Raw genomic sequence first — 26,395 nt, forward strand, 5'->3', positions numbered from 1 at the left:
TAATTATTAATGATTAAACCTTATTATTTCAGGCTATACTCTATTATCTTATTAAATAGAAAGGATGCTTCTAATGCCTAGAGTTGCCCGTATTAAAACGAATAATAGTACTTTTCATGTTATGCTTCACTCTTTATGTGAAATTAACCTTTTTAATAACTCTGAAGATAAAGATGTCTATCTAGCTCTTATAAAAAAAGCTAAAACTAAATTCAACTTCAAAGTCTATGCTTTTTGTTTGATGAATACCCATGCTCATCTTGTCATCGATAGCTTTGGTAGCGATATTTCTAAGGTTATGCACTATATCAACCTCTGCTACTCTATCTATTATAACAATAAGTATCATAGAAGTGGTCCCGTCTTTCGAGACCGCTTTAAAAGTAGAATAGTTGATTCTTATAAATATCTTATTAATGTTTGTGCATATATTCATGCCAATCCTAAAGATCTTCTTAAATCAAATCAAGGTCTTCTAGAGTATTCTTATAACAGTTTAATAGATTACCTAAAAGGTTGCAATCGATTTAAAGTTTTAGATAGTGCTTTTCTTACCTCCTTATTAGGTTTAAACTACCCTCAAAATAGAAAGCAATATTATGCCTGTATTAATCATACTATAGACACACATACTATAAAAGAAGTAGAATTACCTACTTATATGTCTGAATCTGTTAATAATAAGTTTATCCCCCGTATTCATTCTCCTGAACTTATTCTGAACTTTGTATCTAATCAACTCAATCAACCTTCAAAATATGTCTTTACTAAATACGCCTCCTCTTATACTCCATTGCGTGCTTTAACCTGTTTTATGCTACATTCTTTCTGCAATATGTCTCACCTAGATATTTGTGCTTTTTTAGGCAATATTTCAAGATCACGTGTATCTTCTCTAATTACCAAAGGTTTGTCCCTTACTTATGATATGCCGATTATAGAGAACTTTATTAGTATTAATTCTTATTAATTCTAGAAGTAATAAAATAATAGACCCTCATGATTATTTACCATGTTGGCCTATTAGCTATGTCTTGATTTATACTTCCTTTAGATTGCCTTACTTATTATATCTGCTTATAAAGCCTACTCTATCTTAGATAAGTATTTTATAAATATACTTATCTATTTTTATCAAGCTGAATGAACCGTCCCTATTTATTTAAGTAATTCCACGGGGAGGTGTGGCGACCGTTGATGCGGACTTCGAAGTGGCAGTGGTTACCTGTAGAATTTCCTGTGCTTCCTATGCGTGCAACTTGTTGTCCTTTGGTAACGTATTCGCCTACGTTTACGATAACGGATGAGTTATGTCCGTAAATACTTACAATGTCATTTCCGTGGTCAACCATAACCGTATTTCCGAATCCTCTTACCCATCCTGCTACAATAACTTGTCCATTGGCTGCTGCATTAACAGCTTTCCCATATGGTGCGGGTATATCAATGCCTTGATGGAACTCTGCAATACCTGAAATAGGATTATTCCTTGGATTGTATTGTGAACTGATTCGGTAGTGTCCTGGTACCGGCCATTCAAACTTTCCACCTGTGTATTTCACCGTACTGGCTTGTGTGAGGCGTTTAATTTCTTTTTCTATCTCTTTAGAGAGTTCTTCCATTTCATCAATTTCTTCTTGTAATTGACTGGCTCTGGATTTTTTCTGATCTATTTTCTTATTTTTATCAGCACGCATGCTTTCTAGATCTTTCATTGCTACTGCTTGACTAGTATGCAAGCTTTCAATGGCTTTTTGTTCTGACTCAAGTGTTATTTTCTTTTCGTTAATAACTTCTTCTTGTTTGCGGTATTCATCTATAAGTTGATTATCATATCCTGAAATGACCTTTATGTACTGTGCTCGATTTAAGAGCTCAGATAAGCTACCTGATGAAAAAATCAGTTCAATATACCCTGACTTTTCATTCTTATACATCTGTACCATTCGGTCTTTAGTGGCTTCATATTGATATTCTTTTTTCTCAGTAGCTGCTTCTAACTCGTCCTTGGCTATTTCAACTTCATCTTTTTTAGTTTCTAAGTTAGTTGCTATTTCTAAAAGTTTATCTTCTGCCGCTATAATTTTTTTATCTAGTGCATCTACTTCTTGCTCAAGTTGTACCTTTTCTTGTTCAACTTGAGTGAGTTGACTTTTTGAATCTTTAATATTTTGTTGTGCTTCTTGCAAGTCATTTTTTTTATTAGATAAATTGGATGCATTAAGTGGCATAACACCTACAAGCATAATAAGTGCCCATATACCCCAAACTCTTGATTTCATCTTATGCCTCCCTACACTTTCAAATGCTTACGAATGGCAATGGCACTACCTAACATACCAATGCCGATACCTATAAGCGCAAACATTGGCAGCAAGCCTTGCATAATGGTTCCAATTGGAACCATTTCTATACCACCCATAAAACTTCCTAACGCTTCTCCAACAAAATCCATAAAGATGAGATACCCTTCTTTAATAATCCATATTGGAATAAGAGAGCCTATCATTCCAATGAGTATCCCTTCTATCACAAAAGGTAAGCGAATAAATGTATCCGTTGCACCTAAATATTTCATGATGTTAATCTCTTTACGTCTTACATAAACCGTTAGTTTAATTGTATTAGTAATCAACAAGAGCGCAATAACGATTAGACACCCTATGAGAATACTTGATAGTAATTGTATCGAATGATTAATACTCATAAAGATAATACTTTCATTTTTAAAGTATTCTACTTGCAACTCTGGTATATTTTGTAGCTTCTTAACGATATCTTCTTGATATTGCATTGCTTCTACCTTAATTTCAAAGGAGGCTGGCAAAGGATTATCATTTTTAAATTGTTCAAACAGACTATTGTCTTCTTGTCCATTTGCAAAGGTTTCTAATGCTTCTTCTTTGGAAATATAATTTACTTCTGAAACATGTTCGGTGCTATTAATAATATTTTCAACGGCTACTAATCTAGCACCGTCTACATTGTCTCTAATATAAGCTGAGATCCCTATTTGCTCTTCTACTTGTTTCATAACCGTTTCTATATTTTCAGCAATAGAATACGATATACCTAAAATCAACAAACACAGGATAATCGTTCCTGCTGATGCGAGTGCCATCAATCTATTTTTCCATAGTCCTAGGATGCCCTCTTTACAAAGATACTTGATGGTATTCCATTTCATTTTGGCATCCTCCTTCTTGGACATCTTTCACAATGATCCCACCACTTATTTCAATCTCACGCTTCTTAAGAAGATTGACCATTTCTCTTTCATGAGTTGCAACAATAACAGTTATACCTCTCATGTTAATATCTAAGAGTAAATTTATAATCTCCCATGAAGTCGTTGGATCTAAGTTTCCTGTAGGCTCATCTGCAATTAAAATGGGTGAGTTATTGACAATAGCACGGGCAATTGCTGTCCTTTGTTGCTCCCCACCGGAAAGTTCATGTGGATAACATCTAGCTTTTTTAGCAAGTCCTACTAAACCAAGAACGACTGGTACTGCACGTCTAATTTCTTTACTACTGGCCTGTACCACTTGCATTGCAAAAGCTACATTTTCATAAACCGTTTTATTAGGCAACAATCTGAAGTCTTGAAAAACAACTGCTACATCTCTTCTTAAATAAGGGACATGTTTGCGCCTAAGCTTTGTTATTTCGCGCCCATTAATCGTAATCTTACCATGTGTTGGCTCTACTTCTTTAAGCATCAGCTTTAACAAGGTAGATTTACCTGAGCCACTATTCCCTGTTATAAAAACAAATTCACCTTTTTCAATACTCAAAGAGGTAGGCTTAATCCCCACTGTGCCATTTGGATAAGTCTTTGACACATTATTTAAATAAATCATGCTCCTACCCCCGTTTTATAACTTACCTGAATTTTGTCTCTCCATGTATTCCATGTATTGGCTTACCATGATTGTAATTTTGAATACAATGGCATCATCAAATTTTCTAAGATCAAGACCTGTCATTTTAAGGAGTTTATCTAAACGGTAAACGAGTGTATTTCTATGAATGTAAAGTTGTCTTGATGTTTCAGATACATTTAAGCTGTTTTCAAAGAATTTATTAACAGTCATAAGTGTTTCTTCATCAAAGTTCTCAACTTTTTTACCCTTTAAGACTTCTTGGATGAACATTTTGCAAAGTGGTAGTGGTAATTGATAAATGATACGTCCAATGCCTAGTTTTGAATACGTTGAGATATTATCTTCACAATTAAAGATTTTTCCTACTTCAAGTGCCATACTTGCTTCTTTATAAGAGTTAGATACATCTTTAAGGTCAGATACAACAGTCCCTACTGCAATGTGTACGTTACTCATCGCTTCTGAGCTTAATGTGTCATAAATCATTTTAGAATAGTTATCTACTTCTAGTTCTTCACCTGTTGAAACTTCTTTTACTAAGATAACGCTTCTTTCATCTACAGCTGTTACAAAGTCTTTTGATTTATCTGGGAAGATACTTCTTAAGATTTCTGAAATATTAGCTTCTTTGCTTTGGTTAGATTCAATTAAGATTACAACCCGTGGTACTGTATTTTCTACGTGTAACTTTTTCGCTCTACTATAGATATCTACAAGAAGTAGGTTATCTAAAAGTAAGTTTTTAATAAAGTTATCTTTATCAAATCTTTCTTTATATGCTACGAGTAAACTTTTGATTTGGAAAGCAGCAAGTTTACCTAGCTTGTATGCTTCATCATCTGAACCACTTACAGCCAGTACATATTCTACTAAATATTCATCATAAATTTTGAAATAATGTAAGCCTTGCATTTCTTGGCTATCTGCATGTGAATTAATAAAAGATTCTACCTCTGGTACATATTCGCCTACTGCATTTTCAATAGTCGTTGCTACAATTTTTGCTTCTGCATCAAGTATATTAAAATCACGTCTTGTAATATTTTTAAGGCCGTCTATCGTGTTTTGTAAAATTTGATTTGAAATCACTTTTATCAGCTCCTAGTTTCTCTATTTAGAATTAGTTTTATCGCATTATACCTTATTTTATCCTATTTACAGACAAAAAAAAAGTACTCCGCTCGGTTTTGTTAATAAAAATCAACTTTTTTACGAAAATATAAAAAAGCCTGCTCTTCTGGAGCAGGCTTTTTGCATACAAATTAGTTTGTAATTGTAAGTTGTGTTTCAAGGTCGAATAAGTGGATTTTTGCAACATCCATACCGACAGCAATTGAACTACCTGGTTTAGCTTTACAGCTTGGGTTAACACGACCTGTAATGTTGTGGCCTTCACATACCATGTAAAGGTAAGTTTCAGCACCAAGCATCTCTGTTACTTCTACTGTAGCAGTGATTACTGAGTATTTATCTTTTTCGTAATCGTTGATTGTATCCATATCAGCCATATGTTCTGGACGGATACCCATCATTACACTTTTACCAACGTAGTTACCAGCTTTTAATGGATCAGCTTTTTCTCTTGGTAATACAACTTCTGTTGTACCAAATGTAAGAAGAGTGTCTTCTCCACGAACTACTACTTTAGATTCCATGAAGTTCATTTGTGGTGAACCGATGAATCCAGCTACGAATAAGTTTTCTGGTTGACCATATAGTCTAGCAGGTGAATCAATTTGTTGAGCAATACCATCTTTTAATACTACGATACGTGTTCCAAGTGTCATCGCTTCTACCTGGTCATGTGTTACGTAGATGAAAGTTGTTTGAAGTCTTTGGTGTAATTTAGAGATCTCTGTTCTCATTTGTACACGAAGTTTAGCATCAAGGTTTGATAAAGGTTCATCCATTAAGAATACTTTTGGTTCACGAACGATAGCACGACCCATAGCAACACGCTGTCTTTGACCACCTGATAATGCTTTTGGTTTACGATCTAAACATTGGTCGATATCAAGGATTTTAGCTGCTTCCATAACACGACGTTCGATTTCATCTTTTGGAGTTTTACGAAGTTTAAGACCAAATGCCATATTATCGTAAACTGACATATGTGGGTATAACGCATAGTTTTGGAATACCATTGCGATGTCACGATCTTTAGGAGCTACATCGTTACAAAGCTTGTCACCGATCCAAAGTTCACCTGAAGAAATTTCTTCAAGACCTGCAATCATACGTAATGTAGTAGATTTACCACATCCAGATGGACCTACGAAGATAATGAATTCTTTATCTTGAATGTGAAGGTTAAAGTCTTTTACTGCTACGAACCCATTTGGATAACGTTTGTAAATATTATTTAATTTTAATTCTGCCATGATTTTTTTCCCCCTTGGCTATTTTTAATTCATTGCTCTTACGTGGTTTGAAACACAGTGCTTAATTAATAATATAAATATACTATATTTTTATAAACTAAGCTATTCGCTATTTTGATAAAAAGCCTAAATCTATTTTAGTTAATAGTCCTAAATAGAAATTACAGTTTATGGAATTAAGATTAAGAACCGTATCCCTTTTCATCCATAAACTGTACTATATGACCAACTAGTTACTTAAAAGTCATATTAAATATAATGTTTTTGTTATTCTTTGTGAAACTTTTCTTTTATCACTTCTATAACGAATTTAGGTAACACTAACATACGTTTTGCACGTGTAGGCTGGCACGCTAGGCGATAGAACCATTCAAGTCCTAGCTTTTGGAAGATTTCTGGCGCACGTTTGACTACATCTGCCATCCCATCTAAGCTTCCACCTACCCCAATAGCTACACGAACGTGTTGTAACTGGCTGCTGTATTTGTCAATCCACAACTCTTGTCTAGGTGCACCGAGTGCAACAAGTAAAATGTTGGCATGACTATTGTTGATTTCTTCTATAATAGCAGGCTCATCTTCTGCTTTAAAATAGCCATCCCTGACACCTACAATTTGAATACCCGGATATTTCGTACGCATCTTCTGGGATGCTTGCTCTGCAATTCCAGGCTTACTTCCTAAGAAGTAATAACGATAGCCTTTATCTGCTGCTTGTTTCATTGTATTTTGCACTAAGTCATAGCCTGCTACACGCTCTGGCAAAGCATCTCGTAAAATTTTAGAGGCAAGTACGACACCAATACCATCTGGTACAATCAAGTCCGCACGTTGCATCACCTCTTTAAAATCTGTATTATTACAAGCTAGCATCACAATCTCTGGGTTTGGTGTAAACACCATATGATAGCTTGAAGAATTCACAAATTCACTGATGCGTCTTGTTGCGTCCTCCATGGTTATACGGTCTACTGGTATATCTAATATGTTAATGGTATCTCTCATATTTGCCTCCTAGCCTAGCAGCTCACGAATACAAGCTGCTGGCAATTCTACTTTTTGTTTTTTATCCTGGTTTACAAGATGTATACGCTTTCTTTCTTGTTCTAATTGCTTCACTAAATCATCTACATAGCCTCTCATCACCACTTCATCAATCGCATCTACTGACATACAATAAGGTGCATGCACCTCTTTTAAAAATCCTGCTACTTTTGGGTCATAAGATAGACCAATCATTGGTACTTCTACAGCATGTGCCATAATTAAACTATGAAGACGCATCCCTACAATAAAATCAAATTGCACTGTATAAGCCACAACTTCATCTATAGTCATCTCCTGCTCAATGACATGTACTTTACCTTTAACACGACTTGCAATGGCTTTGGCAATGGCTAAATCTTCTTTATGGTACATAGGAATGAAATAAAGTGCATAACCACATGATTCAATATGCTGTGCAAGTTGTGCTATCTTTTGTATCATCTCTTCATCATGCTTCCATGGACGAATGTATAAGCCCACTTTCTTCCCTTCTGGAAGTCTTGCTTTTACATCTGCTACAAGCTCTGCCTTAGGCTCAATCCCGAGTACTGGATCAATTGCTACTGTAATCGGTGTTTGGGTTACCCCTAAACTTTCTAAAAGCTGTTTGGACCCTATTTCTCTTACAAAAATATGTGTTACTTTGTTACAAATCTGCTTAATAAGTATCTTTCCTAAACCTTTTGCAACGGGCCCCACACCTTGTGAGTAGAATACAACAGGCTTTTTATAAAATTGTGCTATTTTAACAATCCCCAAGTAGTAAGGAATAACCTTACTACTTGTGACATCTTGTAGCAAACTTCCGCCACCACTAATCACTAAATCACTTTTTTTAATAGCTTCTCTAATCTCTTTGATGCCCCAACGATTAATAGCCTCTACCCCATATAATGCCTTTGTCTGACTTGGTGCATTGGATAAGACTGTAATCTCAACATTTGGTATATGCTTACGAAGGGCTGTAATAATAGAAGACAGTACAGCTTCATCACCTATATTGTTAAATCCATAATACCCTGATAATACTACTGATTTTTTAGAACCCATTTATTTATCACCTTGCCTATTAATTTGGTTGCATAGATAAAGATTAGACCAATAACAATACCAAAGATCAGACCATATCCCATTCTAATAAGTGAAATAAGAACAGGTGTATGAATATGTGCATACGTGTTAACCAATGAAATTTGACCAATAGCTCCAAGAGCAAGAAGTGGGATATACTTTTCTTTATATCCATAATAAAGCATGACCATCATCATCGGATGCCCTATTAAGAATTCTTTTGTTCTTGGTCGAACACCCAGCGTTGTATCTAAGAATTGTCTAAAACTTAATTCTAATGCTGAAATACTCCCTGAATTACCTGTTCGAGAAGTATAAATAAGTAAAACTATCCCACCTATCGCCATTAAGCCTAATGCAAAGTAGGTCACTTTGTTGCTTAAAAGTTCTTTGTAATACTCATAGTTTAAACCATGACGTTCATAATAAGCAATAATTAAAACAGCTAAAATTGGGAGGAGCATCGCTGCTTTTACCCCTGCAAAAATATTAATTCCAAGTCCAAAGCTTGTTCGTGAAAGTACGCCAATGATCGTTAAAGCACCACCAAACGAAATCAAGCTACATTTTAAGAAGGCAAAAACAGTTTCTTGCATAGTGCGTGCTTTGTCATCTAAGACAACAGTTACACCGTACGTTGGATAAATAATTGCACCAAAGAGTGCCATAAGCTTGATGCCCAGATCTGGTGACACTTTTAAGAGGCCTGCATAGCCAATGAGGCCAAGTGCTCCTAAGATACACCCTATCTTGGTAAGCTTTAAATGATCAAGAAGTAAAACAAAGGTTAAAATCGCGCCTACACCAGCAAGCAAGCTCAGTCCATAACTTCCCATTGGTAAGTTATAAGAAGACATCTCATCCACTGTATTGTAGCCCTTAGCTTGTGTCAATTCTGTAAACATCCCAATATTTGTTGCTAAGAAACTAGCATCTTTTTCAATATCTAGTGTGTTTGGCATTTTGAAAAGGAAGGTACGTAGATTACGTTCTGTAAGCGCTAACATATATCTATCCATTAAAGCATCTGGCGTATATTGTTTAACCTGTGCATCAGTTACTGTATGTAGACGCTCTACATTGAAAGCTGTGCCCTTTTCACTTGATACTTTAGCTAAGGTTTCAAACCCTTTTTGTTTTTCAGAGAAGAATTCTACAAAGCCAAGACCATTTTTTTCTATCATTTCTACAATAGCAGGATGCTTTGGCTCTACAATGACACCATCTGCAAAATAGATTGTTCCAAGGTTTGGTATTGCTTCAATTTGCTCTACAAAAGATTGAATGGATTCTTCTGAGACATGATCCCAAGATTTCGCTTGTGGTAAAATCACATACCCTAAATCCGCTGCAATTTGTAAGTCACTGTAGTTATAACCTACACCCATTGTGGTCAATATACTAATAGGAACTGTCACTTCAATATAATTTATACCCTCAATTAAGGCTGTGTACGTACTAATCCCTTTTGAACTTAAGTTATTATAGATTAAATCAAAGGTTTCTTGGTCATATGCTTCAATATAAAGGTTGCTTCTTCTAATATTATTACTTTCTGGATAAACCTTTTCTAGCTCATAACCTTCATATACAGTGGCTTTACCTTGTTCTTTAAAGTTTGTAAAGTCTGCATTAGCTACTGGAAGTACTGTATTCTCTCTTACAAACAAGGCATTGGCGCCTAAGTCTTTATACTGTTTTAATACATCTTCAATTGGTTCATTGGTTTGCTTAGCAATATTTAATATATCACTATAGCGAATAGCGATTTGAATATCATTATAATTTTGTTCTACGTCCATACGTCTTATCCCTACAAATACACACACGAGTAAAGATAACACGATCAATCCATTGATAATCAGTTTACTTTGCTTTTTCATTTTATCCTCCGTAACTATCCATTATTATTGGATATTATACCCGCCTCTAACCATAACTATTAAATCTTTTGTTGCTAAAATCCCACGACCATCTTCACGTGGTACAATCACAAGATGATACTTGGGCACCTCGCTCCCATTTAATAAATCTTTACCATCTGTCATATCTTGTAAGCCACCACCTTCGCTCGCAAGTACCATCCCATTTCCTGAGCGCACAATGATTTCTGTCCCTTGTGCCCCAACAATACTGCTGCCTTGTGGTACATTGACAACCGTATAGCTACTGCTACCTTGTTGTTTTAGTGCATTGATTTCTTGTGTTAAGACTTCGATCATTTGTGCCTGAGCTTCTAGTTTACTTTCTAACTTGCTTGTTCCTCCACCTGAGATTGCTGCAATTTGGCTATCTACATAGCTTTTTGTTACAAGTGGGTCATTTCCACTCCCAGCCTCTCCTTTTGCTGCATAAGCACTTGTACCTATTGCTAACACACCTAGTGTAAGCATCAGTAGTCTTGTCTTCTTTGTCATATAAACCTCCTTATGTAATGATAACCGGGTAACCTTATTGGCTCCCGGCTACTCTGTTTATAACATGGATTCAAATGTATAATAAATGTCATCCCCTACTACTTTAAAGAGTAAGTACTCTCCACCAGTTACCTGGTCTGTAGAAGTCGCTAGTCCATTGACTCTTATGTAACGGATACCATCTTCAAGGCGTACCTCTTTAGATGTACTTCCAGTTGTTATTACAAAGACATTTTTACCTGTCTTTTGCTTGTAGTCTTTTAAGTAATCATGTAGTGCTTTTCCTTCACGGGCATCGCTAAATTGTGTGGTAGGATTTTTGCTCATTACAAGTATAACATGTTTACTTGTACTCGTCTCTAAGGATTCTTTTAACTGATTCCACTGTGCACCACTTGTCGCACGAATACCCCCTTGGTCTGTCCCCACAAAGAGCACCTCTAAGTTCCCTTGTGTCACCTTATCAAAAGCATTCTTATAAGTTACCACCTGACTACTTAAGTTCAGTGGTAAATTGTTTTGTGAGGCTTGAATGACCATTGTAGCATCTTTACTTACGTTCTTTGCCATCTTACCTAATGTCTCTTCGCTATGTACCATCCCTGATATAGCTGTTGGCCCCAGTACCTTTATAGCCATTTGATTACCTGTTGGCGCTTGAAGCGTTGGTTTGTATAAGCTATCAAATACATAATCATGTCTTCCACTCGTTCCTTCTACCTGTCTTTCTCCACGCGTCATAGAAACGTGGTCAATGTAGAGGGCACTGGTTCGCTTCTCGGATGAACCTGTTGTTGTATAAGCATACAGCTTAGTGACCTTAGCGGGCATTACCATATCACTTGGTAATGCGGCACTCAAATACTTCCACCCTGTATGATTTAAACTATCTGCAAGCTTTAAGTAATGCACCTTCCCAGCTGCATCTTCTACTTGCACCTTCAATGTATCATTTTGTCCATTGGCATAGACCCACATATTTAAGCTCTTTGCATCCTCTTCAAGCACAATAGGCTTTTCAAAAACGGTGTAGGCTACTTGTTTATTACTATCTTTGTCAAATGTATAAGTCATCTTAATGGACTGATTGCCATGGTACTTCACATCTTTAGAAGCTTCTACTTTGCCTGCTACTGTTTTACCACCTGCTACCCACTTGCCAAGACTTGTTTCAAAGGAGTCAAGGGCTACCACTGATGGTCCTACTACTACACTCATTGTTCCTTTTGCACCTTGATAAGATGCTTCAAGTGTGTCAATCCCCGTAGTAGTCGCAGCTACCGTTGTACCTGCTGCTTTTACTTTCCCTTTTTTGCTGACCCAGGTGATTTGATCTGTTGTCATTGGAATTTTATAACCTTCGCTGTCCACACCATACACTTGAACTTGCTTCGTTGTATTTTCATCTAATTGTAGCGTTGCAGGCTCCATAATCAGCCCTTTAGGTGTAGCCACTTTGATTTCAGTAGTCGCCGTTACATCACCTACTGTAGCCACAACTAATCCTGTTCCTGTCGTCTTAGGTGAAAAAGTAAAGCCATTAAAGTCACCTGTTATTCCCGCTATAGATAAACTGACTTCTTTTTGATTTAAAGCAACGGGGTTACCATTTTCATCTGTTGCTTTCACTTTAAAGGTCATACGCTCCCCTACAAAGGTTCTCTCGGTAGAAGCTTCTAATTTTAAGTTAGCCACTTCACCTGTAGGTTGAGTTGAGAAAACCCCAATACCATTAGCTACATTTCGCTGATTGACCCCTGATGGGCTATTTTGGATGGTTAAATTTGTCTCACCTTCATTACGTGCGACTAGTGTGGTAGATCCACCACCATCTAAGTACATGGCATCTTTAACACCTAAGCCTTGTAAAAGTTGGATTAAATCTTGATGATGTGCACCTAATGTATTTTTAAGACGTCCATCTATAGTAATCAATAAGATTTCATTCTCTTTATAAGTATTGGCAACGATTGTGCGTGGTTCTCTACTATTAGCTGAAACTTTATGGGCCTCACCTTGGTAAGTCAAACCATTTTTAAGAATCAGCCCACCACCGCCAATAGTCATTTGTAAGTTTTCAATATGGTCAATCACTTCATTGTTTAAAGCCACCACTTGTGCTAGCTGAATTGCTTCGCCTTCTTCTAAGTAGCTGCTATACAAATCGAATTTATCACCACTTACTAAAATGGCATAGCCTTCCTTGGGAATATTTACTACTTCATTTAAAGTAGAAACATAACTCACTGTATCTTCTTCTACTAAAATCGTGTAAAGGCCTACACCTTGATATTTGTTTACTAAGGCTTGGTTATCATTATAATATGTACGATCTATGACAAATGGTGTTCTTATACTAGATGGTAGCTTGTTGTAACTGGATAGGTCAAAGGCTTTCTCCCCATTTACCTCAACCCACATCTTAACGCTATAGTAATCCATCAGTGCATTGCCTTCTTCATCTACAACAAGTGTACCCATGTATTTAGCTGGTCCTAATGTATTGTAATCATTATTATAAGCTTGCTCCATAGTCCCTTCACTTACTGTTGGCCCAAATGCTGGCGTCTTAGAGCTCATATCAAAGTAGTCAGCATTTACTGCTGCTACTGCACCCTGACTGGTTGCCAGATTTAAAATATTATTACGTTCGCCTAACACTTCCGGTGAAATAGGCTTAAGTAAAATATTAGGATTGCTTAAATCAATCTGTAGAATATTCACATCTTGCCAACCTTCACTGGTTAAAATCTCTTTTGAAATATGTGTCGCACCACTTGTAACTTGTTGTGTTTGATTCACCTCGTGTAAAATAGCTGCATAAGAAAAGTTTAAACTATTTGCTATAATACTACCTACGACAAAGGTTACCCAAAGTTTTTTCGCTTTCATCTTGTTCCCTCCTCTAGCCAACGTTTATGACTGATATGTAATTAAATTTTCTTTTCCACCCTCTATTTATTGAACATCTTTACCTAGTACAATTTGTACATCTGTTGTAAGAGATGGATTCGTCGTAATTTGTGCATTAGGGTAGTAGGCTTTAAACTGCGCTGCCTTTGCTGCCTCTTTTGCATGAATAAAAGTCGCTTCTATATCTGTACTTGAGTAGTTGCCTACTTCTTGTACGCTATATCCTTCTGCATTTAAGGCATCACGTGCTGTAGATGCTGCACCTGTAATACCACTTCCATTTAAGACTACAAGTGAAACGGCTTTATCAATTTCTACTGTTGGTGCTGCTTCTTCACTTTCACCTGCTTCACCTGCTGGTGTTTGATCATAGAATACTTCTTGTACCATCGCTGCTGTTTCATCTTCATATGGGAAGAAGTAAGATGCGCCACCTTCATAGCGACCTTCTCCAGGTAGCGTATGGAAACTTAAGTTCTCTTTGTTAAAACTCCCTACATATTGATAGTACTGACTAAGCTCTGCCAAAGATGCATCTGTTTTGATTGAGTTAAACAAGATGCCTACAAGTTTGGGTAATTTAGTAATAATACTTGGACTTAAAACCTTTTCTGCGAAAGCATCTAAGAAGATTTGTTGCGCTGCAATACGGTCTACGTCACCATTTGGATATTTTCTAAAACGTACAAATTGCTCTGCTTTATCCCCATCTAAATGTTGATAACCTGCTTTAAGGTCAATATAAAGTCCACCTGAATGGTCTGTATACTTAATGTCTTGTGGAACCTCTAAGTCTACCCCACCTATTGCATCTACAATTTGGTTGAAAGCATCAATATTGACAATGATATAGTTATCAATGGTAACGCCAAACATATTTTCAAGTTGATTAATCGTAAATAAACGAATACTATCAATGCCACCATAAGCTGTCATCTCATTAATCTTGGATGTAGACACTGTACGCTTACCTAAATCTCTTAAGCTTTGTCTTTGCTCTTCAGTCCATCGTACCTTCGTATCACGTGGTACAGATAAGACCTTCACTTTGTTGGTTACACTATTAAAGTTTACTACAAAAATAACATCTGTACGGTAGCCATCCTTGTCTACACCAAATACAGCAATATTCTTATAGATATCTGGGGCCTTTTCTTCTTTTCCACCCATGAGGCTATTACCACCTTGCGTCTTATTACCTCCGCCATCATGCTTGAAGAAATAATTATAGCAGCCTACTACTGTAGCCCCCCCTACAATACATACTAAAATAGTCCAAAACATAGATCTCAAAAAAGTTCTCATCAATTTCTTCTTCTTATTTAATTTTTTCTTAGTACGCTTAGTACTCATGCATTCCACTCCCTATACGATGTCTATTAATCAAAAATTTACTTTTCTATGTAAAATGAACAACAGTAAATAATAGATCTCGTTTTAGACGTATTATTTCTAAGCAAAATTGCACTCTTATCCATTTTATACCATATTTTATTTCCATTATACACCATGCAATATAATAGCACAAATTCTGACAAAATAAAATTGTATCTTTGTTTATTATAACTTTCATTTATGAACAAAATAAAAAGGGGGTGTTTCATAATTAATATCTATAAGTTCTTATGCATAAAAGGTCTATGAAACGAGAGCACTTTTAACCTCGTTTCATAGACCTTTTATTGCTTGGTAAATATACTGTTTATTTGTATAAAAACTTCATGTATAACGTAATAGCCCTCTGATCGTTGTAATATGTATTCTTATAGAAGAATACACGCTTTTCACATGCTCTAAAACTTATCCTTATATTACTCAATTCTACTTCTCTTTTAGAAGAAGATGCCGTCTACTAGTTCTAACACACCTTCAACATCAGGGAAGAAATAGGAAATGTTATCTTCATAGTGTGCTTCTCCTGGAAGTACAAAGAAATGTAAGTTATCCATCTTGAAATCCTTGATGTAGGGGAAATAGGACGGTATTTCTGTAAGGCTCACATCAGTTTTAACAGAAGTGAATGCTATAGTCACAAGTTGTGGCAACTTTATAATAGTCTCTGGAGATAACAACTTCTTAGTAAAAGCTGTCAAAAACTGTTGCTGTGCCTCTATACGTCCCAAATCCCCATTCTTATAACTTCGGAATCTGACAAACTGCTCTGCTTTATCTCCATCTAATAGCTGTACCCCTGGATATAGATCGATATGTAAGTTCTGACTATAATCATCCTTTTTCATACGTTGTTTGACTTCAACCTCTACACCACCTATAGCATCTACAATCTCTCTAAAGGCATTTAAGCTGACAACGACATATTCATCAACCTTTGTACCTAAGAGGTGCTCAATGGTTGTAATCGTCAGTGGGCGAATGTTTTCTATGCCCCCCCAGCTTGTCATCTCGTTAATCTTACCTGTACGAATCCACTGATGCTGTCTCGGCAATATTGCTATTTGCTCCTCACTCCAGTCTACCTTCGTATCACGTGGTATGGCGACCACATTTACTTCCTTGGTTTCACTATCGAAGTTCGCTACAAAAATAACGTCAGTTAGGCCTCCTGTTATATCTGTCCCCAAAATGGCAACTGTCTTATTAATCTTTTCCTTTGTTTCTTCAGGCACATGCTCACCTTCTTGTGTGGTCTCTATGGTCTCCTGGGACACGACCTTTTGACTTACCTGTATCTTATTCCCATCATCATATACAAACGTATTGTAAGCTGTTATACCAGCTAGTACCACCATTCCAATTACACCTAATGTAACGCATGCCGCTACCAAAAAGACTTTTTTATATCCTTTCATCTTTTAACATCCCCCTATGATTTAAAATCTATCTTACGCCCTTATAATCTTCCTCTTTTTATGCTACTATAAGCATGAATGTTAATATTTAGTATACTATAGACTTATTTTACTGTAAATATTCAGCATATTTTAATATAGTTTGTAAAAGGAGATTACTATGCTTAAAATCGGTTCACACGTTTCCATGTCTGGCGGTCTCTTAGGCGCTGCCAAAGAAGCTCATTCATATGGTGCGAACACCTTTATGATTTATACAGGTGCACCACAAAATACTAAACGTTCCCCTATGGAAAAACTTAAGGTCAAAGAAGGTCAAGCCTTTATGGAGGCCTATGGACTTTCTGATATTGTTATTCATGCTCCTTACATCATCAACTTAGCATCTTGTAAGGCAGATACTTATCAACTAGCTAAAGATTTCTTAGCTTTAGAATTAGAACGTACTGCAGCCCTTGGCTCTCGTTACTTAGTGCTTCATCCAGGCTCATTTACAACTGAAACCTTAGAATATGGTACTCAACGCATCATTGATGGTTTAAACGAAGTTCTTACAGAAGAGACTATCCCTTGTGTTTGTCTTGAAACAATGGCTGGTAAAGGTAGCGAAATAGGTCGCAATTTCCAAGAACTTAAAACGATTATTGATGGTGTAAAGTATCCTGACAAAGTTGGCGTATGCGTCGATACTTGTCACCTTCATGACAGTGGCTATGACATTATCAAAAACTTCGACCAAGTCCTTGAAGAATTTGATCGTATTATTGGTCTAGATAAACTTAAAGTTTTCCATATCAATGGTTCTCTCAACATACGTGGTGCAAAAAAAGACCGCCATGCCAACTTAGGCGCAGATGAAAGTAATCCAAAAGGAAAAGATCAAATCGGTCGCGACGCACTCTATCATATTGTGCATCATCCTTTAGTACAAGGTAGACCTTTTATCCTAGAAACACCTTGGTTAGACAAGAAAACAAATCTTTACAAAGAAGAAATTACCTTCTTAAAAGGAGAGTAACCCTATATGTCTATCCAAAATACTTCTAGAAATGATAATAATCCTGTGTATCCTTTTAATCCTGCCCTTTATAATGAAGATATTGTACTTGTTACAGGTTCTTCTAGAGGAATTGGGCGTGCCATTGCTACACACTTTGCAAGCTGTGGCGCTAAAGTGATCCTAAATGGTGCACACAATGCCTCTGCTCTAGACGAAACTTGTAAAGCTTTACAGGCATCAGGATATACCGTTACAGCCTTTCTTGGGGATATATCAAATTACCAAGTTGCTCAGGAACTCTATCAGCACTGCTACAATCAGTTTGGTGATTATCCTAGCATTCTTATTAACAATGCGGGTATTAGTTATGTAGGACTCTTTACTGACACCTCTCCTGCAACCTGGAATAAGATGATGACCACGAATTTAAATTCAGCCTATAACTGTTGTCATTTGGCCACGCCCCACATGATTGCGAAGCACAAGGGCTGTATCATCAATATTTCCTCTATCTGGGGCAATACTGGAGCTTCTTGTGAAGTTGCTTACAGTACAAGCAAAAGTGCCCTGAATGGCTTTACTAAAGCCCTTGCTAAGGAGCTCGGTCCCTCTAACATTCGTATCAATGCTATTGCTTGTGGCTGGATTGATACCGAAATGAATGCTCACTTCACCGAAGAAGACCGTAATGCCTTTATGGATGAAGTCCCTCTGTGTCGTACAGGCAACGTAGAAGAAGTAGCTCAAACCTGCCTGTATTTAGCAAGTTCAGCGGCAAGTTATATGACAGGACAAATCCTCACCTTAGATGGTGGCCTACTATAGATTAAATACGTATCTAAGAAGGTCTGCTTATAAATACTCTATAGCGGATTTATATATCCTTAACACATAGAAAAGAGTGGATACACTAGTGATTTGAAAGTACTAGTGTATCCACTCTTTTCTATGTATTAGCCTTATCCCTACTTTATCTTGATTCTATCTCAGTTTTATCTCTATCTTCATTACCATTTAATTGCATAATGGCTTTATCCAATCAATAAATTCATTTTCAGATAGTCTACCCATTATCCTACCTATAGAATAGTCTAATGACTTACCCTACTTATTCTATTTCTAAATACACGAAAGAATAGGCACTCTACATTTATAAGACTAATCTAGGACACATTTTCTTAGCCCTCTTCTATTTTAGAGCAATATATAATTTTTAGCACATAAAAAGAGAGTATGCATAAGCATACTCTCTGAAAAAAAACGAAATTAACGTTTTGAGAACTGTGGTGCACGTCTCGCAGCTTTGAGACCGTATTTTTTTCTTTCTTTCATTCTTGGGTCCCTTGTTAAGAAACCTGCTTTTTTAAGAGCTGGACGGAATTCTCCATCAGCTTGAAGAAGAGCACGGCTAATACCATGACGGATTGCGCCTGCTTGTCCTGTTGTACCACCACCGAATACATTTACTTTAACATCAAATTTGTTTAATGTTTCTGTAAGTACTAAAGGTTGACGTGTGATAACTTTTAATGTTTCAAGACCGAAGTATTCTTCGATATCTCTTTTATTGACTGTGATTTTACCTGTTCCTGGTACAAGGTATACTCTAGCTACAGAGCTTTTACGTCTACCTGTTCCATAATATCTAACTGCTGCCATTTATATTTCCTCCTCTCGATACTATTAGTTGAATTTAAGTTCTACTGGTTTTTGAGCTTCATGATTGTGCTCTGTTCCAGCGTATACACGTAATTTTGTAAGCATTTGTCTACCTAAAGAGTTTTTAGGAAGCATACCTTTTACAGCGTACATCATAACGCGTTCTGGGTGAGTGTTAAGCATATCACGTGCTTTAGTTTCTTTTAAACCACCAGCGTATCCAGAGTGTCTTCTGTATAATTTTTGGTCAAGTTTTTTACCTGTGAATACCACTTTGTCTGCGTTGATTACGATTACATGATCACCACAGTCTACGTGTGGAGTATAAGTAGGTTTATTTTTACCTCTTAATACTGCTGCAATTTGACTTGCAAGTCTACCTACTGTTTGACCTTGAGCGTCAATTACGTACCAATTTCTTTCAACATTTTGAGCATTTGCCATATATGTTGTTCTCATATAATTCCCTCCTTCGGATTCTAGTCTTCGCTAGTTAAACCGTCTATTTAATATAAAATCCGGGGCTATTTGGATTTTATAAGTGGGCTTATTAACACAAATTCCATTATAGTATAGGTCATAAAGCCTGTCAAGATACAACGTTTCATTTATTTATGCACATTTTATCCATTTTACAAACCCACTTATCCACATTTTTCTAATTATGTTGTATATAAGTTGTCTTTTGTGTTTATAAATCTAAACTAAACTAGTATTATCCATTTTTCTTCTATTTTTTTTATACTTATTATCATGATTTAAGATGCTTTGATTAGTACTTTTCCCTGTCTATTTTTCGTATTTACTGCTCCTCATAACGAAGTGTATCATCATAATAGACTTCTAATAAAGTTAATCCTTCTGGCGGTGCTGTTGGCCCACCTAACGTACGGTCTTTATTTTCAATCATTTTTCCAATAATAGCTGGATCTTTTTTACCTCTTCCAACTTCAATTAAACTCCCCGCTATAATACGTACCATATTATATAGGAATCCATTTCCGCATATGTCTATTTGAATTACATCATCAATCCGCCTTACTTCTATACTATAGACTGTGCGAACCGTAGTCTTAACTGAACTTCCTGCTGCACAAAAACACTTAAAGTCATGTTCACCCTCAATATACTTAGCTGCTGCTTGCATTCTAGTTACATCCAATGGGTAAGGATAGAAATAGCTAAAAGGGCCTATAAATGGGTCATTTACAAGGCTTGTTAGAATCTGATAGCGATAGGTTTTCTTCTTAGCCATATAACGTGGATGAAAATCTGGTTTTACATCTACTGCTTCTTTAACTACGATACTCTTGGGTAACCTACCATTTAAAGCTCGCATTAGATTTCTACTTGGAATAGTTGTATTCGTATCAATAATACAACATTGACCTTTTGCATGTACCCCCGCATCTGTACGCCCTGAACTAATTACTTCAATTTTTTCCTTTGTCAGACTGTATAGTGCCTTCTCCAATATTTCTTGAATTGTTTCTGCATTATTTTGTTTTGCAAAGCCATGATAAGTCGTACCATCATAAGCTACTATGAGTTGTATTCTTCTCATAGGTCCTCCTCATTTCTCTTTCTCTATTTTCTATTTTCTATTTTCTATTTTCTATTTTCTATTTTCTATTTTCTATTTTCTTTACAGCTTATTTAAGCCTATTACTATTTGCACGTTTCTATCGCTAGTAAATCTCAGCTTCTCCATAATCAATAAGCCTATTCATCGAAGAGTTTCTCTTCAAAAAAACTGAAAACCTCTTCTCCTATCTCCCTTACCACAACATGAAATACTACTTTCCACAAACGAGAGCCTATACTATTTTTCTTTTAGCATAGGCTCTTATTTACACTAGTCTACTTAGCTCACGAAGTTTAAAGTATGATACACATCACTACATATAGAACACCAAATCCAAATGCTACGTAATCTACTGATTTGTATTGGAGTTTATTCAGACGTGTACGTCCTTTTCCCCCTTGATAACATCTAGCTTCCATTGCCATCGCTAAATCTTCTGCTCTTCTAAAAGCTGAGATAAAAAGTGGTACCATAATCGGTATCATCGCTTTGGCACGTTGCATAATATTACCTGTTTCAAAATCTGCTCCACGTGCTGTTTGAGCTTTCATAATCTTGTCTGTTTCTTCTAATAGAATAGGTATAAATCTCAAAGATATACTCATCATCATAGCAATCTCATGAGCTGGTACATGAATCTTAGTAAAAGGCATTAAAAGACTCTCTATACCATCTGTAAGTTGGATAGGTGATGTGGTTAGCGTTAAGAGTGAACTCCCTACTATTAAAAGAACTAATCTCGTTCCCATTTCAATAGCAAAGAAAATCCCTTCCCATGTAATGGTTATAAATGCCCATTTAATGATTTCATGCTCACCCGGTGTAAAAAAGACATTGAGTACTACTGTGAAGAGGAGAATAACCACAATGCTTTTTAATCCCTTAAGCATATATTTAAGTGGTACCTTACTTACGGTTATAGCTAAACCTAATGCAACAACTACTCCCATATACCCCCATATACTATCAACTAAAAATAAGGCAATAATATAGGCAAATGTAAGTAAAATCTTCGTACGTGGGTCTAACTGATGAACTTTCGAGTCTACTGGATAGTATTGACCTATGGTAATATCTCTAATCATCTATCTCACCCCACTCTCAAGATATTGAATGAGCTTCTGGGCTGCTTCTTCTACCGTCAGTACATTATTGTCTATATCCATTCCCTTTTCCTTCAGTTCATCCATAATATGGCGAATCTGTGGAACACCTAGACCAATCTTTTCTAACTCATTTCTATGTTTGAAAATTTCTCTTGTCTCACCCGTAAAGGCTACCTCACCTCTATAAAGTACTATGAGTTCTTTTGCATAGCGCGCCACATCTTCCATACTATGTGAGATAAGTACAATTGTTAAGTTACTTTCTTCGTGCATTTGCTTTAACTGACCAAAGAGTTCTTCTCTCCCTTTAGGGTCAAGACCTGCAGTTGGTTCATCAAGAATTAAAATATCTGGATTCATTGCCAATACACCTGCAATGGCAACACGTCTTTTTTGACCTCCTGAAAGCTCAAAAGGTGACTTTTGCCACAGCTCTTCCTTGAGTCCTACTGCTTGTAAGGACTGCTCTATACGCGCTTTAAGAGCCTCTCCTTCTAATCCTAAATTCTTAGGTCCATAAGCCACATCATCATATACGGTCATCTCAAATAATTGATACTCTGGATATTGGAATACAAGCCCTACAGACTGTCTAAGCTGCTTCTTATTGGTTCCATTTTGATGGATATCCATACCCTTTACAAAAACTTGCCCCTCAGTAGGTTTTAAAAGACCATTAAACATCTGAATAAGGGTACTCTTTCCAGACCCTGTATGTCCAATAATTCCTAAAAATGTACCATCTGTAATATGCAGATTAATATTTTTAAGGGCTACCTTTTCAAAAGGTGTACCTTCATTATATTTATGGGTTAAATCTTTTATTTTAATTGCCATATTGCTTCTACGACCTCCTCTGTGCTTAGCATAGTCGGATCTAAATCGTATCCTTTTTGTCTAAGTAAATAGATAAGATAGGTTGAATCTGGCACATCTAATCCTATGGCTCTTATCTGTTCTACATTCTTAAACACTTCTTTGGGCGTACCTGAAAGCATAACTTTTCCCTCATCAATCACCACGATACGATCTGCCAAAATAGCTTCTTGCATATAGTGGGTAATATGAATGATTGTAATTCCCTGTTCTTTATTTAGCTTTTGCATAGTCTCCATAACTTGTCTACGTCCAATAGGGTCAAGCATAGCTGTGGACTCATCAAAGATAATACACTTAGGCTGCATTGCAATAACCCCTGCTATGGCAATACGTTGCTTTTGTCCTCCAGATAACTGATTAGGTGATACACGCTTATAGTCATCCATCTCTACCGTATGTAGCGCTTCATCTACACGCTTACGTATCTCGCTTGATTCAATGCCTAAGTTCTCTGGGCCAAAAGCCACATCCTCTTCTACAATAGTTGCAACAATTTGGTTATCAGGATTTTGAAATACCATCCCTACATCTTTTCGTACTTCCCAAATATGTTCACCATGGCTTAAATCTATTCCATTCACCCATAATACACCTGACTTAGGTGAAAGAATACCATTCAGATGTTTTGCTAAAGTCGACTTACCAGAACCATTATGCCCAAGTACAGCAACAAACTCACCTTCATTAATACTCACACTAATATGATCTAAAGCTAAAATTTTATCTTCAATTTCTCCTTGTTCGTCATGAACATAGTATTCAAATGTTAAGTCTTGCGCTTTTACAATCTGTGTCATGTTCTTTCCTCTTTTCTACTTCACTCCAGATTTCACCTACTTAATAGAATGAGTCACTATGTATTAGCTGGTCTATACAAAAATTGTATAACTTTGCTGCTTAAATAAATAGGTTATAGTTAATAAAATAACGTGATAATCTACTGATGTAAAGAGCAAATTCTAAAAAAGTATATAGAAAAGGGATTAAGAGCAAATTCTTAATCCCTGGACATTAAACTAATTCAATAATAACTTCTTCAGCACCGTCACCTTTACGAGGTCCGATTTTGATGATTCTTGTGTAACCACCATTACGGTCTGCGTATTTAGGAGCGATTTCTGAAAACATTTTATCTGCTAAATCAACAGTTTTAGCTTGTCTTCTCTTGTTTACGTTAACTTCTGTTACAGGGTATAATACCTTTAACATTTGTCTTCTTGCATGTAAACGAGTAGCGCTATCTTTTTTGATTGTTTTTTCTACTTCTTCAAATACAGTTACTTTTTTACCATCTACGACTTCTTTAACGCGGTTACCGTTAACGTCTTTTTTAGGCACTTTTGCAGTAACTTTTACTTCTTCATAGTTGTCTTTTTCACGAACAGCCATAGCGATTAAGCCTTCTGCAATCTTACGAATCTCTTTAGCTTTTGGTGTAGTAGTTTTAATCTTACCGTGGTATAAGAGATTTGTTACTTGATTACGAAGTAATGCTTTACGTCCTGCTGCATCACGACCAAGTTTTCTTTGAGCCATGCCTTAACCTCCTTTAGTTTGTCACTAATCTTCGCTTGGTTTTAATGCAAATCCAAGCTCTTCAAGTTTTTGGAACACTTCTTCAAGTGATTTACGACCTAAATTACGAACTTTCATCATTTCATCTTCTGTTTTGTTTGTAAGGTCTTCAACAGTGTTGATTCCCGCACGTTTTAAACAGTTGAATGAACGAACTGAAAGATCAAGCTCTTCGATAGTCATCTCAAGCGTTTTTTCTTTAGAATCGTCTTCTTTAGTCACCATGATTTCTGCATTACGTGCATTTTCACTTAAATCTATGAAAAGATTTAAATGTTCACTTAATACTTTAGCAGCTAAACTAACCGCTTCATCTGGTTTTAAAGTACCATTAGTCCATACTTGTAATGTAAGTTTATCGTAGTCAGTTTGTTGACCAACACGAGTATCTTCCACCGTAAAGTTTACACGCTCTACTGGTGTGTAACTTGCATCTACAGGAATAACACCAATTGGTAAATCTGTTTTTTTAAGTTTGTTTGTACCAATGTACCCACGGCCTCTAGTGACTGTAAGTTCAATATACAAACGAGAGTTTGCATCGCCACTTAATGTAGCAATATGATGTTCAGGATTAAGGATTTCAATCTCAGCAGGACATTTAATGTCTCCACCTGTTACAATACCTTCACCAGTAGCTTCAATGTAAACTACTTTTGGTTCCATATTATCACTAATGTCTTTAATAGCAAGACCTTTAATGTTTAATAGAATTTCAAGAACATCTTCTTTAACACCTGGGATACTACTAAATTCATGTAGTACACCTTCGATTTTAACACTACTAATTGCAGAGCCTGGAAGAGAGGAAGAAAGGATTCTGCGTAATCCATTTCCTAGGGTTGTCCCGTACCCTCTCTCTAGTGGTTCTACAATAAAACAGCCATATTTACCGTCAGGTGATATTTCTTTAATTTCAATTTGTGGTTTTTCAAATTCCAACACCCGATAAACCCTCCTTTAATATTAAAATAGTCTTTCGAGGGTGACGAACTATTACTTAGAGTAAAGCTCAACGATAAGTGTTTCTTGGATATCTGTATCAACTTGATCTCTTGTTGGAACTGCTTTAACAGTACCTTTAAGAGCTTCGATATCAGCTTCTAACCATTCTGGTACAATACGTGAACCTGTTACTTCAGCAATTTGTTTGAAGCGTTCGAAGCTTTTTGCATCTTCTTTAACTTCAATTACATCACCAATTTTAACTTGGTATGATGGAATATTAACTCTTTGACCGTTAACAGTAACAAGATTATGACGAACAACTTGTCTAGCTTCTGTACGAGAACGTCCAAGACCTAAGCGGAAAGCTACGTTGTCTAAACGAAGTTCAAGATTACGAAGTAAGTTTTCACCTGTGATGCCTGGTTGTGCATCAGCTTTTTCAAAGTAAGCTCTGAATTGGCCTTCAAGAACACCATAAATTCTTTTAGCTTTTTGTTTTTCACGTAACTGTAAGCCGTACTCTGATAATTTTCTTTTTTGTTGACCATGTTGACCTGGTGCATATGGTCTTCTTTCAATTGCACAAGCTGCTGTGAAGCATCTTTCGCCTTTAAGGAATAATTTTTTACCCTCACGACGGCATTGTTTACATTTCGCTCCAATATATCTAGCCATTTCTATTTACACCTCCTATTACACTCTTCTACGTTTTGGTGGACGACATCCGTTATGTGGTACAGGAGTTACATCTTTAATTAATGTTACTTCTAAACCAGCTGCTTGAAGTGCACGAATAGCTGCTTCACGCCCGGATCCTGGACCTTTTACCATTACTTCAACTGATTTTAAACCATGTTCCATTGCTGCTTTAGCTGCTGTTTCAGCCGCCATTTGAGCTGCGTATGGAGTTGATTTTCTAGAACCTCTGAAACCAAGGCCACCAGCACTTGCCCATGAAAGAGCGTTGCCGTTTGTATCAGTTAATGTAACCATTGTATTATTAAAAGTAGATTGGATATGAGCCATACCACGTTCTACATGTTTTCTGTCACGACGTCTACGAGTTGTACCCTTTTTTGCCGCTTTTTTTGCTGCTGCCATGAGACCTTAACCTCCT

At 36.4% G+C, this 26,395-nt stretch carries 25 protein-coding genes; 3 read left to right on the top strand and 22 right to left on the bottom strand.

Annotated features, from left to right (window positions below; all coding sequences use genetic code 11):
• Positions 1-73: 73 nt before the first annotated feature.
• Positions 74-970, top strand: coding sequence for a transposase (locus RRY75_RS00230; RefSeq protein WP_332492377.1), 897 nt, complete (start codon positions 74-76; stop codon positions 968-970).
• Between the two features lie 184 nt (positions 971-1,154).
• Here RRY75_RS00230 and RRY75_RS00235 read toward each other — a convergent pair whose 3' ends face one another.
• The 12 genes from RRY75_RS00235 to RRY75_RS00290 all read right to left on the bottom strand — a co-directional run bounded on the left by RRY75_RS00235 (position 1,155) and on the right by RRY75_RS00290 (position 16,526).
• Complete coding sequence (locus tag RRY75_RS00235) at positions 1,155-2,282, bottom strand: murein hydrolase activator EnvC family protein (RefSeq protein WP_332715304.1); 1,128 nt, start codon at positions 2,280-2,282, stop codon at positions 1,155-1,157.
• A gap of 11 nt (positions 2,283-2,293) precedes the next feature.
• Entirely contained in the window at positions 2,294-3,187 is an 894-nt protein-coding gene (gene ftsX, locus RRY75_RS00240; RefSeq protein WP_332493500.1) for a permease-like cell division protein FtsX, read from the bottom strand.
• Entirely contained in the window at positions 3,156-3,863 is a 708-nt protein-coding gene (gene ftsE, locus RRY75_RS00245; RefSeq protein ID WP_332493501.1) for a cell division ATP-binding protein FtsE, read from the bottom strand. The genes ftsX and ftsE overlap by 32 nt, the downstream gene beginning before the upstream one ends.
• Before the next feature lie 15 nt (positions 3,864-3,878).
• Positions 3,879-4,976 carry a PucR family transcriptional regulator gene (locus RRY75_RS00250; protein WP_332493502.1) on the bottom strand — a complete coding sequence of 366 codons (1,098 nt, stop codon included), beginning with the start codon at positions 4,974-4,976 and terminating at the stop codon, positions 3,879-3,881.
• A gap of 173 nt (positions 4,977-5,149) precedes the next feature.
• Positions 5,150-6,268, bottom strand: coding sequence for an ABC transporter ATP-binding protein (locus RRY75_RS00255; RefSeq protein WP_332493503.1), 1,119 nt, complete (start codon positions 6,266-6,268; stop codon positions 5,150-5,152).
• Positions 6,269-6,535: 267 nt separating this feature from the next.
• A complete protein-coding gene (locus tag RRY75_RS00260; RefSeq protein WP_332493504.1) occupies positions 6,536-7,273 on the bottom strand; it encodes a WecB/TagA/CpsF family glycosyltransferase in 738 nt (245 codons plus the stop codon).
• Between the two features lie 9 nt (positions 7,274-7,282).
• Positions 7,283-8,365 carry a polysaccharide pyruvyl transferase CsaB gene (gene csaB, locus RRY75_RS00265; RefSeq protein ID WP_332527163.1) on the bottom strand — a complete coding sequence of 361 codons (1,083 nt, stop codon included), beginning with the start codon at positions 8,363-8,365 and terminating at the stop codon, positions 7,283-7,285.
• The gene (locus RRY75_RS00270) at positions 8,344-10,269 is read right to left on the bottom strand and encodes a DUF5693 family protein (protein ID WP_332493506.1); all 1,926 of its coding nucleotides are present in this window, start codon (positions 10,267-10,269) and stop codon (positions 8,344-8,346) included. Before RRY75_RS00270 ends, csaB begins: the two co-directional genes overlap by 22 nt.
• A gap of 24 nt (positions 10,270-10,293) precedes the next feature.
• A complete protein-coding gene (locus tag RRY75_RS00275; protein WP_332493507.1) occupies positions 10,294-10,803 on the bottom strand; it encodes a hypothetical protein in 510 nt (169 codons plus the stop codon).
• Positions 10,804-10,860: 57 nt separating this feature from the next.
• On the bottom strand, positions 10,861-13,695 hold the full coding sequence (locus RRY75_RS00280) for a phosphodiester glycosidase family protein (RefSeq protein ID WP_332527162.1): 2,835 nt from the start codon (positions 13,693-13,695) through the stop codon (positions 10,861-10,863).
• A 66-nt stretch (positions 13,696-13,761) separates the two neighbouring features.
• Complete coding sequence (locus RRY75_RS00285; protein ID WP_332528525.1) at positions 13,762-15,069, bottom strand: LCP family protein; 1,308 nt, start codon at positions 15,067-15,069, stop codon at positions 13,762-13,764.
• A gap of 479 nt (positions 15,070-15,548) precedes the next feature.
• Positions 15,549-16,526, bottom strand: coding sequence for an LCP family protein (locus RRY75_RS00290; protein ID WP_332493510.1), 978 nt, complete (start codon positions 16,524-16,526; stop codon positions 15,549-15,551).
• A gap of 160 nt (positions 16,527-16,686) precedes the next feature.
• Between RRY75_RS00290 and RRY75_RS00295 the strand changes: the two genes are divergently transcribed.
• Positions 16,687-17,544, top strand: coding sequence for a deoxyribonuclease IV (locus RRY75_RS00295; protein ID WP_332527160.1), 858 nt, complete (start codon positions 16,687-16,689; stop codon positions 17,542-17,544).
• A 6-nt stretch (positions 17,545-17,550) separates the two neighbouring features.
• Positions 17,551-18,351, top strand: a complete 801-nt coding sequence (ymfI, locus tag RRY75_RS00300; protein ID WP_332493512.1) for an elongation factor P 5-aminopentanone reductase — start codon at positions 17,551-17,553, stop codon at positions 18,349-18,351.
• Between the two features lie 441 nt (positions 18,352-18,792).
• On the opposite strand, the gene rpsI is transcribed toward ymfI, so the two are convergent.
• The 10 genes from rpsI to rpsK all read right to left on the bottom strand — a co-directional run bounded on the left by rpsI (position 18,793) and on the right by rpsK (position 26,379).
• Positions 18,793-19,185, bottom strand: a complete 393-nt coding sequence (rpsI, locus tag RRY75_RS00305; RefSeq protein WP_332493513.1) for a 30S ribosomal protein S9 — start codon at positions 19,183-19,185, stop codon at positions 18,793-18,795.
• A 24-nt stretch (positions 19,186-19,209) separates the two neighbouring features.
• Complete coding sequence (gene rplM, locus RRY75_RS00310; protein WP_332493514.1) at positions 19,210-19,644, bottom strand: 50S ribosomal protein L13; 435 nt, start codon at positions 19,642-19,644, stop codon at positions 19,210-19,212.
• A 343-nt stretch (positions 19,645-19,987) separates the two neighbouring features.
• Complete coding sequence (truA, locus tag RRY75_RS00315) at positions 19,988-20,749, bottom strand: tRNA pseudouridine(38-40) synthase TruA (protein WP_332493515.1); 762 nt, start codon at positions 20,747-20,749, stop codon at positions 19,988-19,990.
• Between the two features lie 314 nt (positions 20,750-21,063).
• Positions 21,064-21,855 (bottom strand): energy-coupling factor transporter transmembrane component T family protein, encoded by a 792-nt coding sequence (locus RRY75_RS00320; RefSeq protein ID WP_332527159.1) that lies wholly within the window; start codon positions 21,853-21,855, stop codon positions 21,064-21,066.
• Complete coding sequence (locus tag RRY75_RS00325; protein ID WP_332527158.1) at positions 21,856-22,713, bottom strand: energy-coupling factor transporter ATPase; 858 nt, start codon at positions 22,711-22,713, stop codon at positions 21,856-21,858.
• On the bottom strand, positions 22,698-23,552 hold the full coding sequence (locus RRY75_RS00330; RefSeq protein WP_332493963.1) for an energy-coupling factor transporter ATPase: 855 nt from the start codon (positions 23,550-23,552) through the stop codon (positions 22,698-22,700). The genes RRY75_RS00325 and RRY75_RS00330 overlap by 16 nt, the downstream gene beginning before the upstream one ends.
• 214 nt (positions 23,553-23,766) lie before the next feature.
• Positions 23,767-24,291 carry a bL17 family ribosomal protein gene (locus RRY75_RS00335; RefSeq protein WP_332493962.1) on the bottom strand — a complete coding sequence of 175 codons (525 nt, stop codon included), beginning with the start codon at positions 24,289-24,291 and terminating at the stop codon, positions 23,767-23,769.
• Between the two features lie 24 nt (positions 24,292-24,315).
• Entirely contained in the window at positions 24,316-25,275 is a 960-nt protein-coding gene (locus RRY75_RS00340) for a DNA-directed RNA polymerase subunit alpha (protein ID WP_332493961.1), read from the bottom strand.
• 51 nt (positions 25,276-25,326) lie between these two features.
• A complete protein-coding gene (gene rpsD, locus RRY75_RS00345; protein WP_332493960.1) occupies positions 25,327-25,953 on the bottom strand; it encodes a 30S ribosomal protein S4 in 627 nt (208 codons plus the stop codon).
• A gap of 18 nt (positions 25,954-25,971) precedes the next feature.
• Positions 25,972-26,379 carry a 30S ribosomal protein S11 gene (gene rpsK / locus RRY75_RS00350; protein ID WP_053983255.1) on the bottom strand — a complete coding sequence of 136 codons (408 nt, stop codon included), beginning with the start codon at positions 26,377-26,379 and terminating at the stop codon, positions 25,972-25,974.
• Positions 26,380-26,395 lie beyond the last annotated feature (16 nt).

The sequence above is a fragment of the Niameybacter sp. genome, assembly GCF_036655075.1.
Classification (GTDB): domain Bacteria; phylum Bacillota; class Clostridia; order Lachnospirales; family Cellulosilyticaceae; genus Holtiella.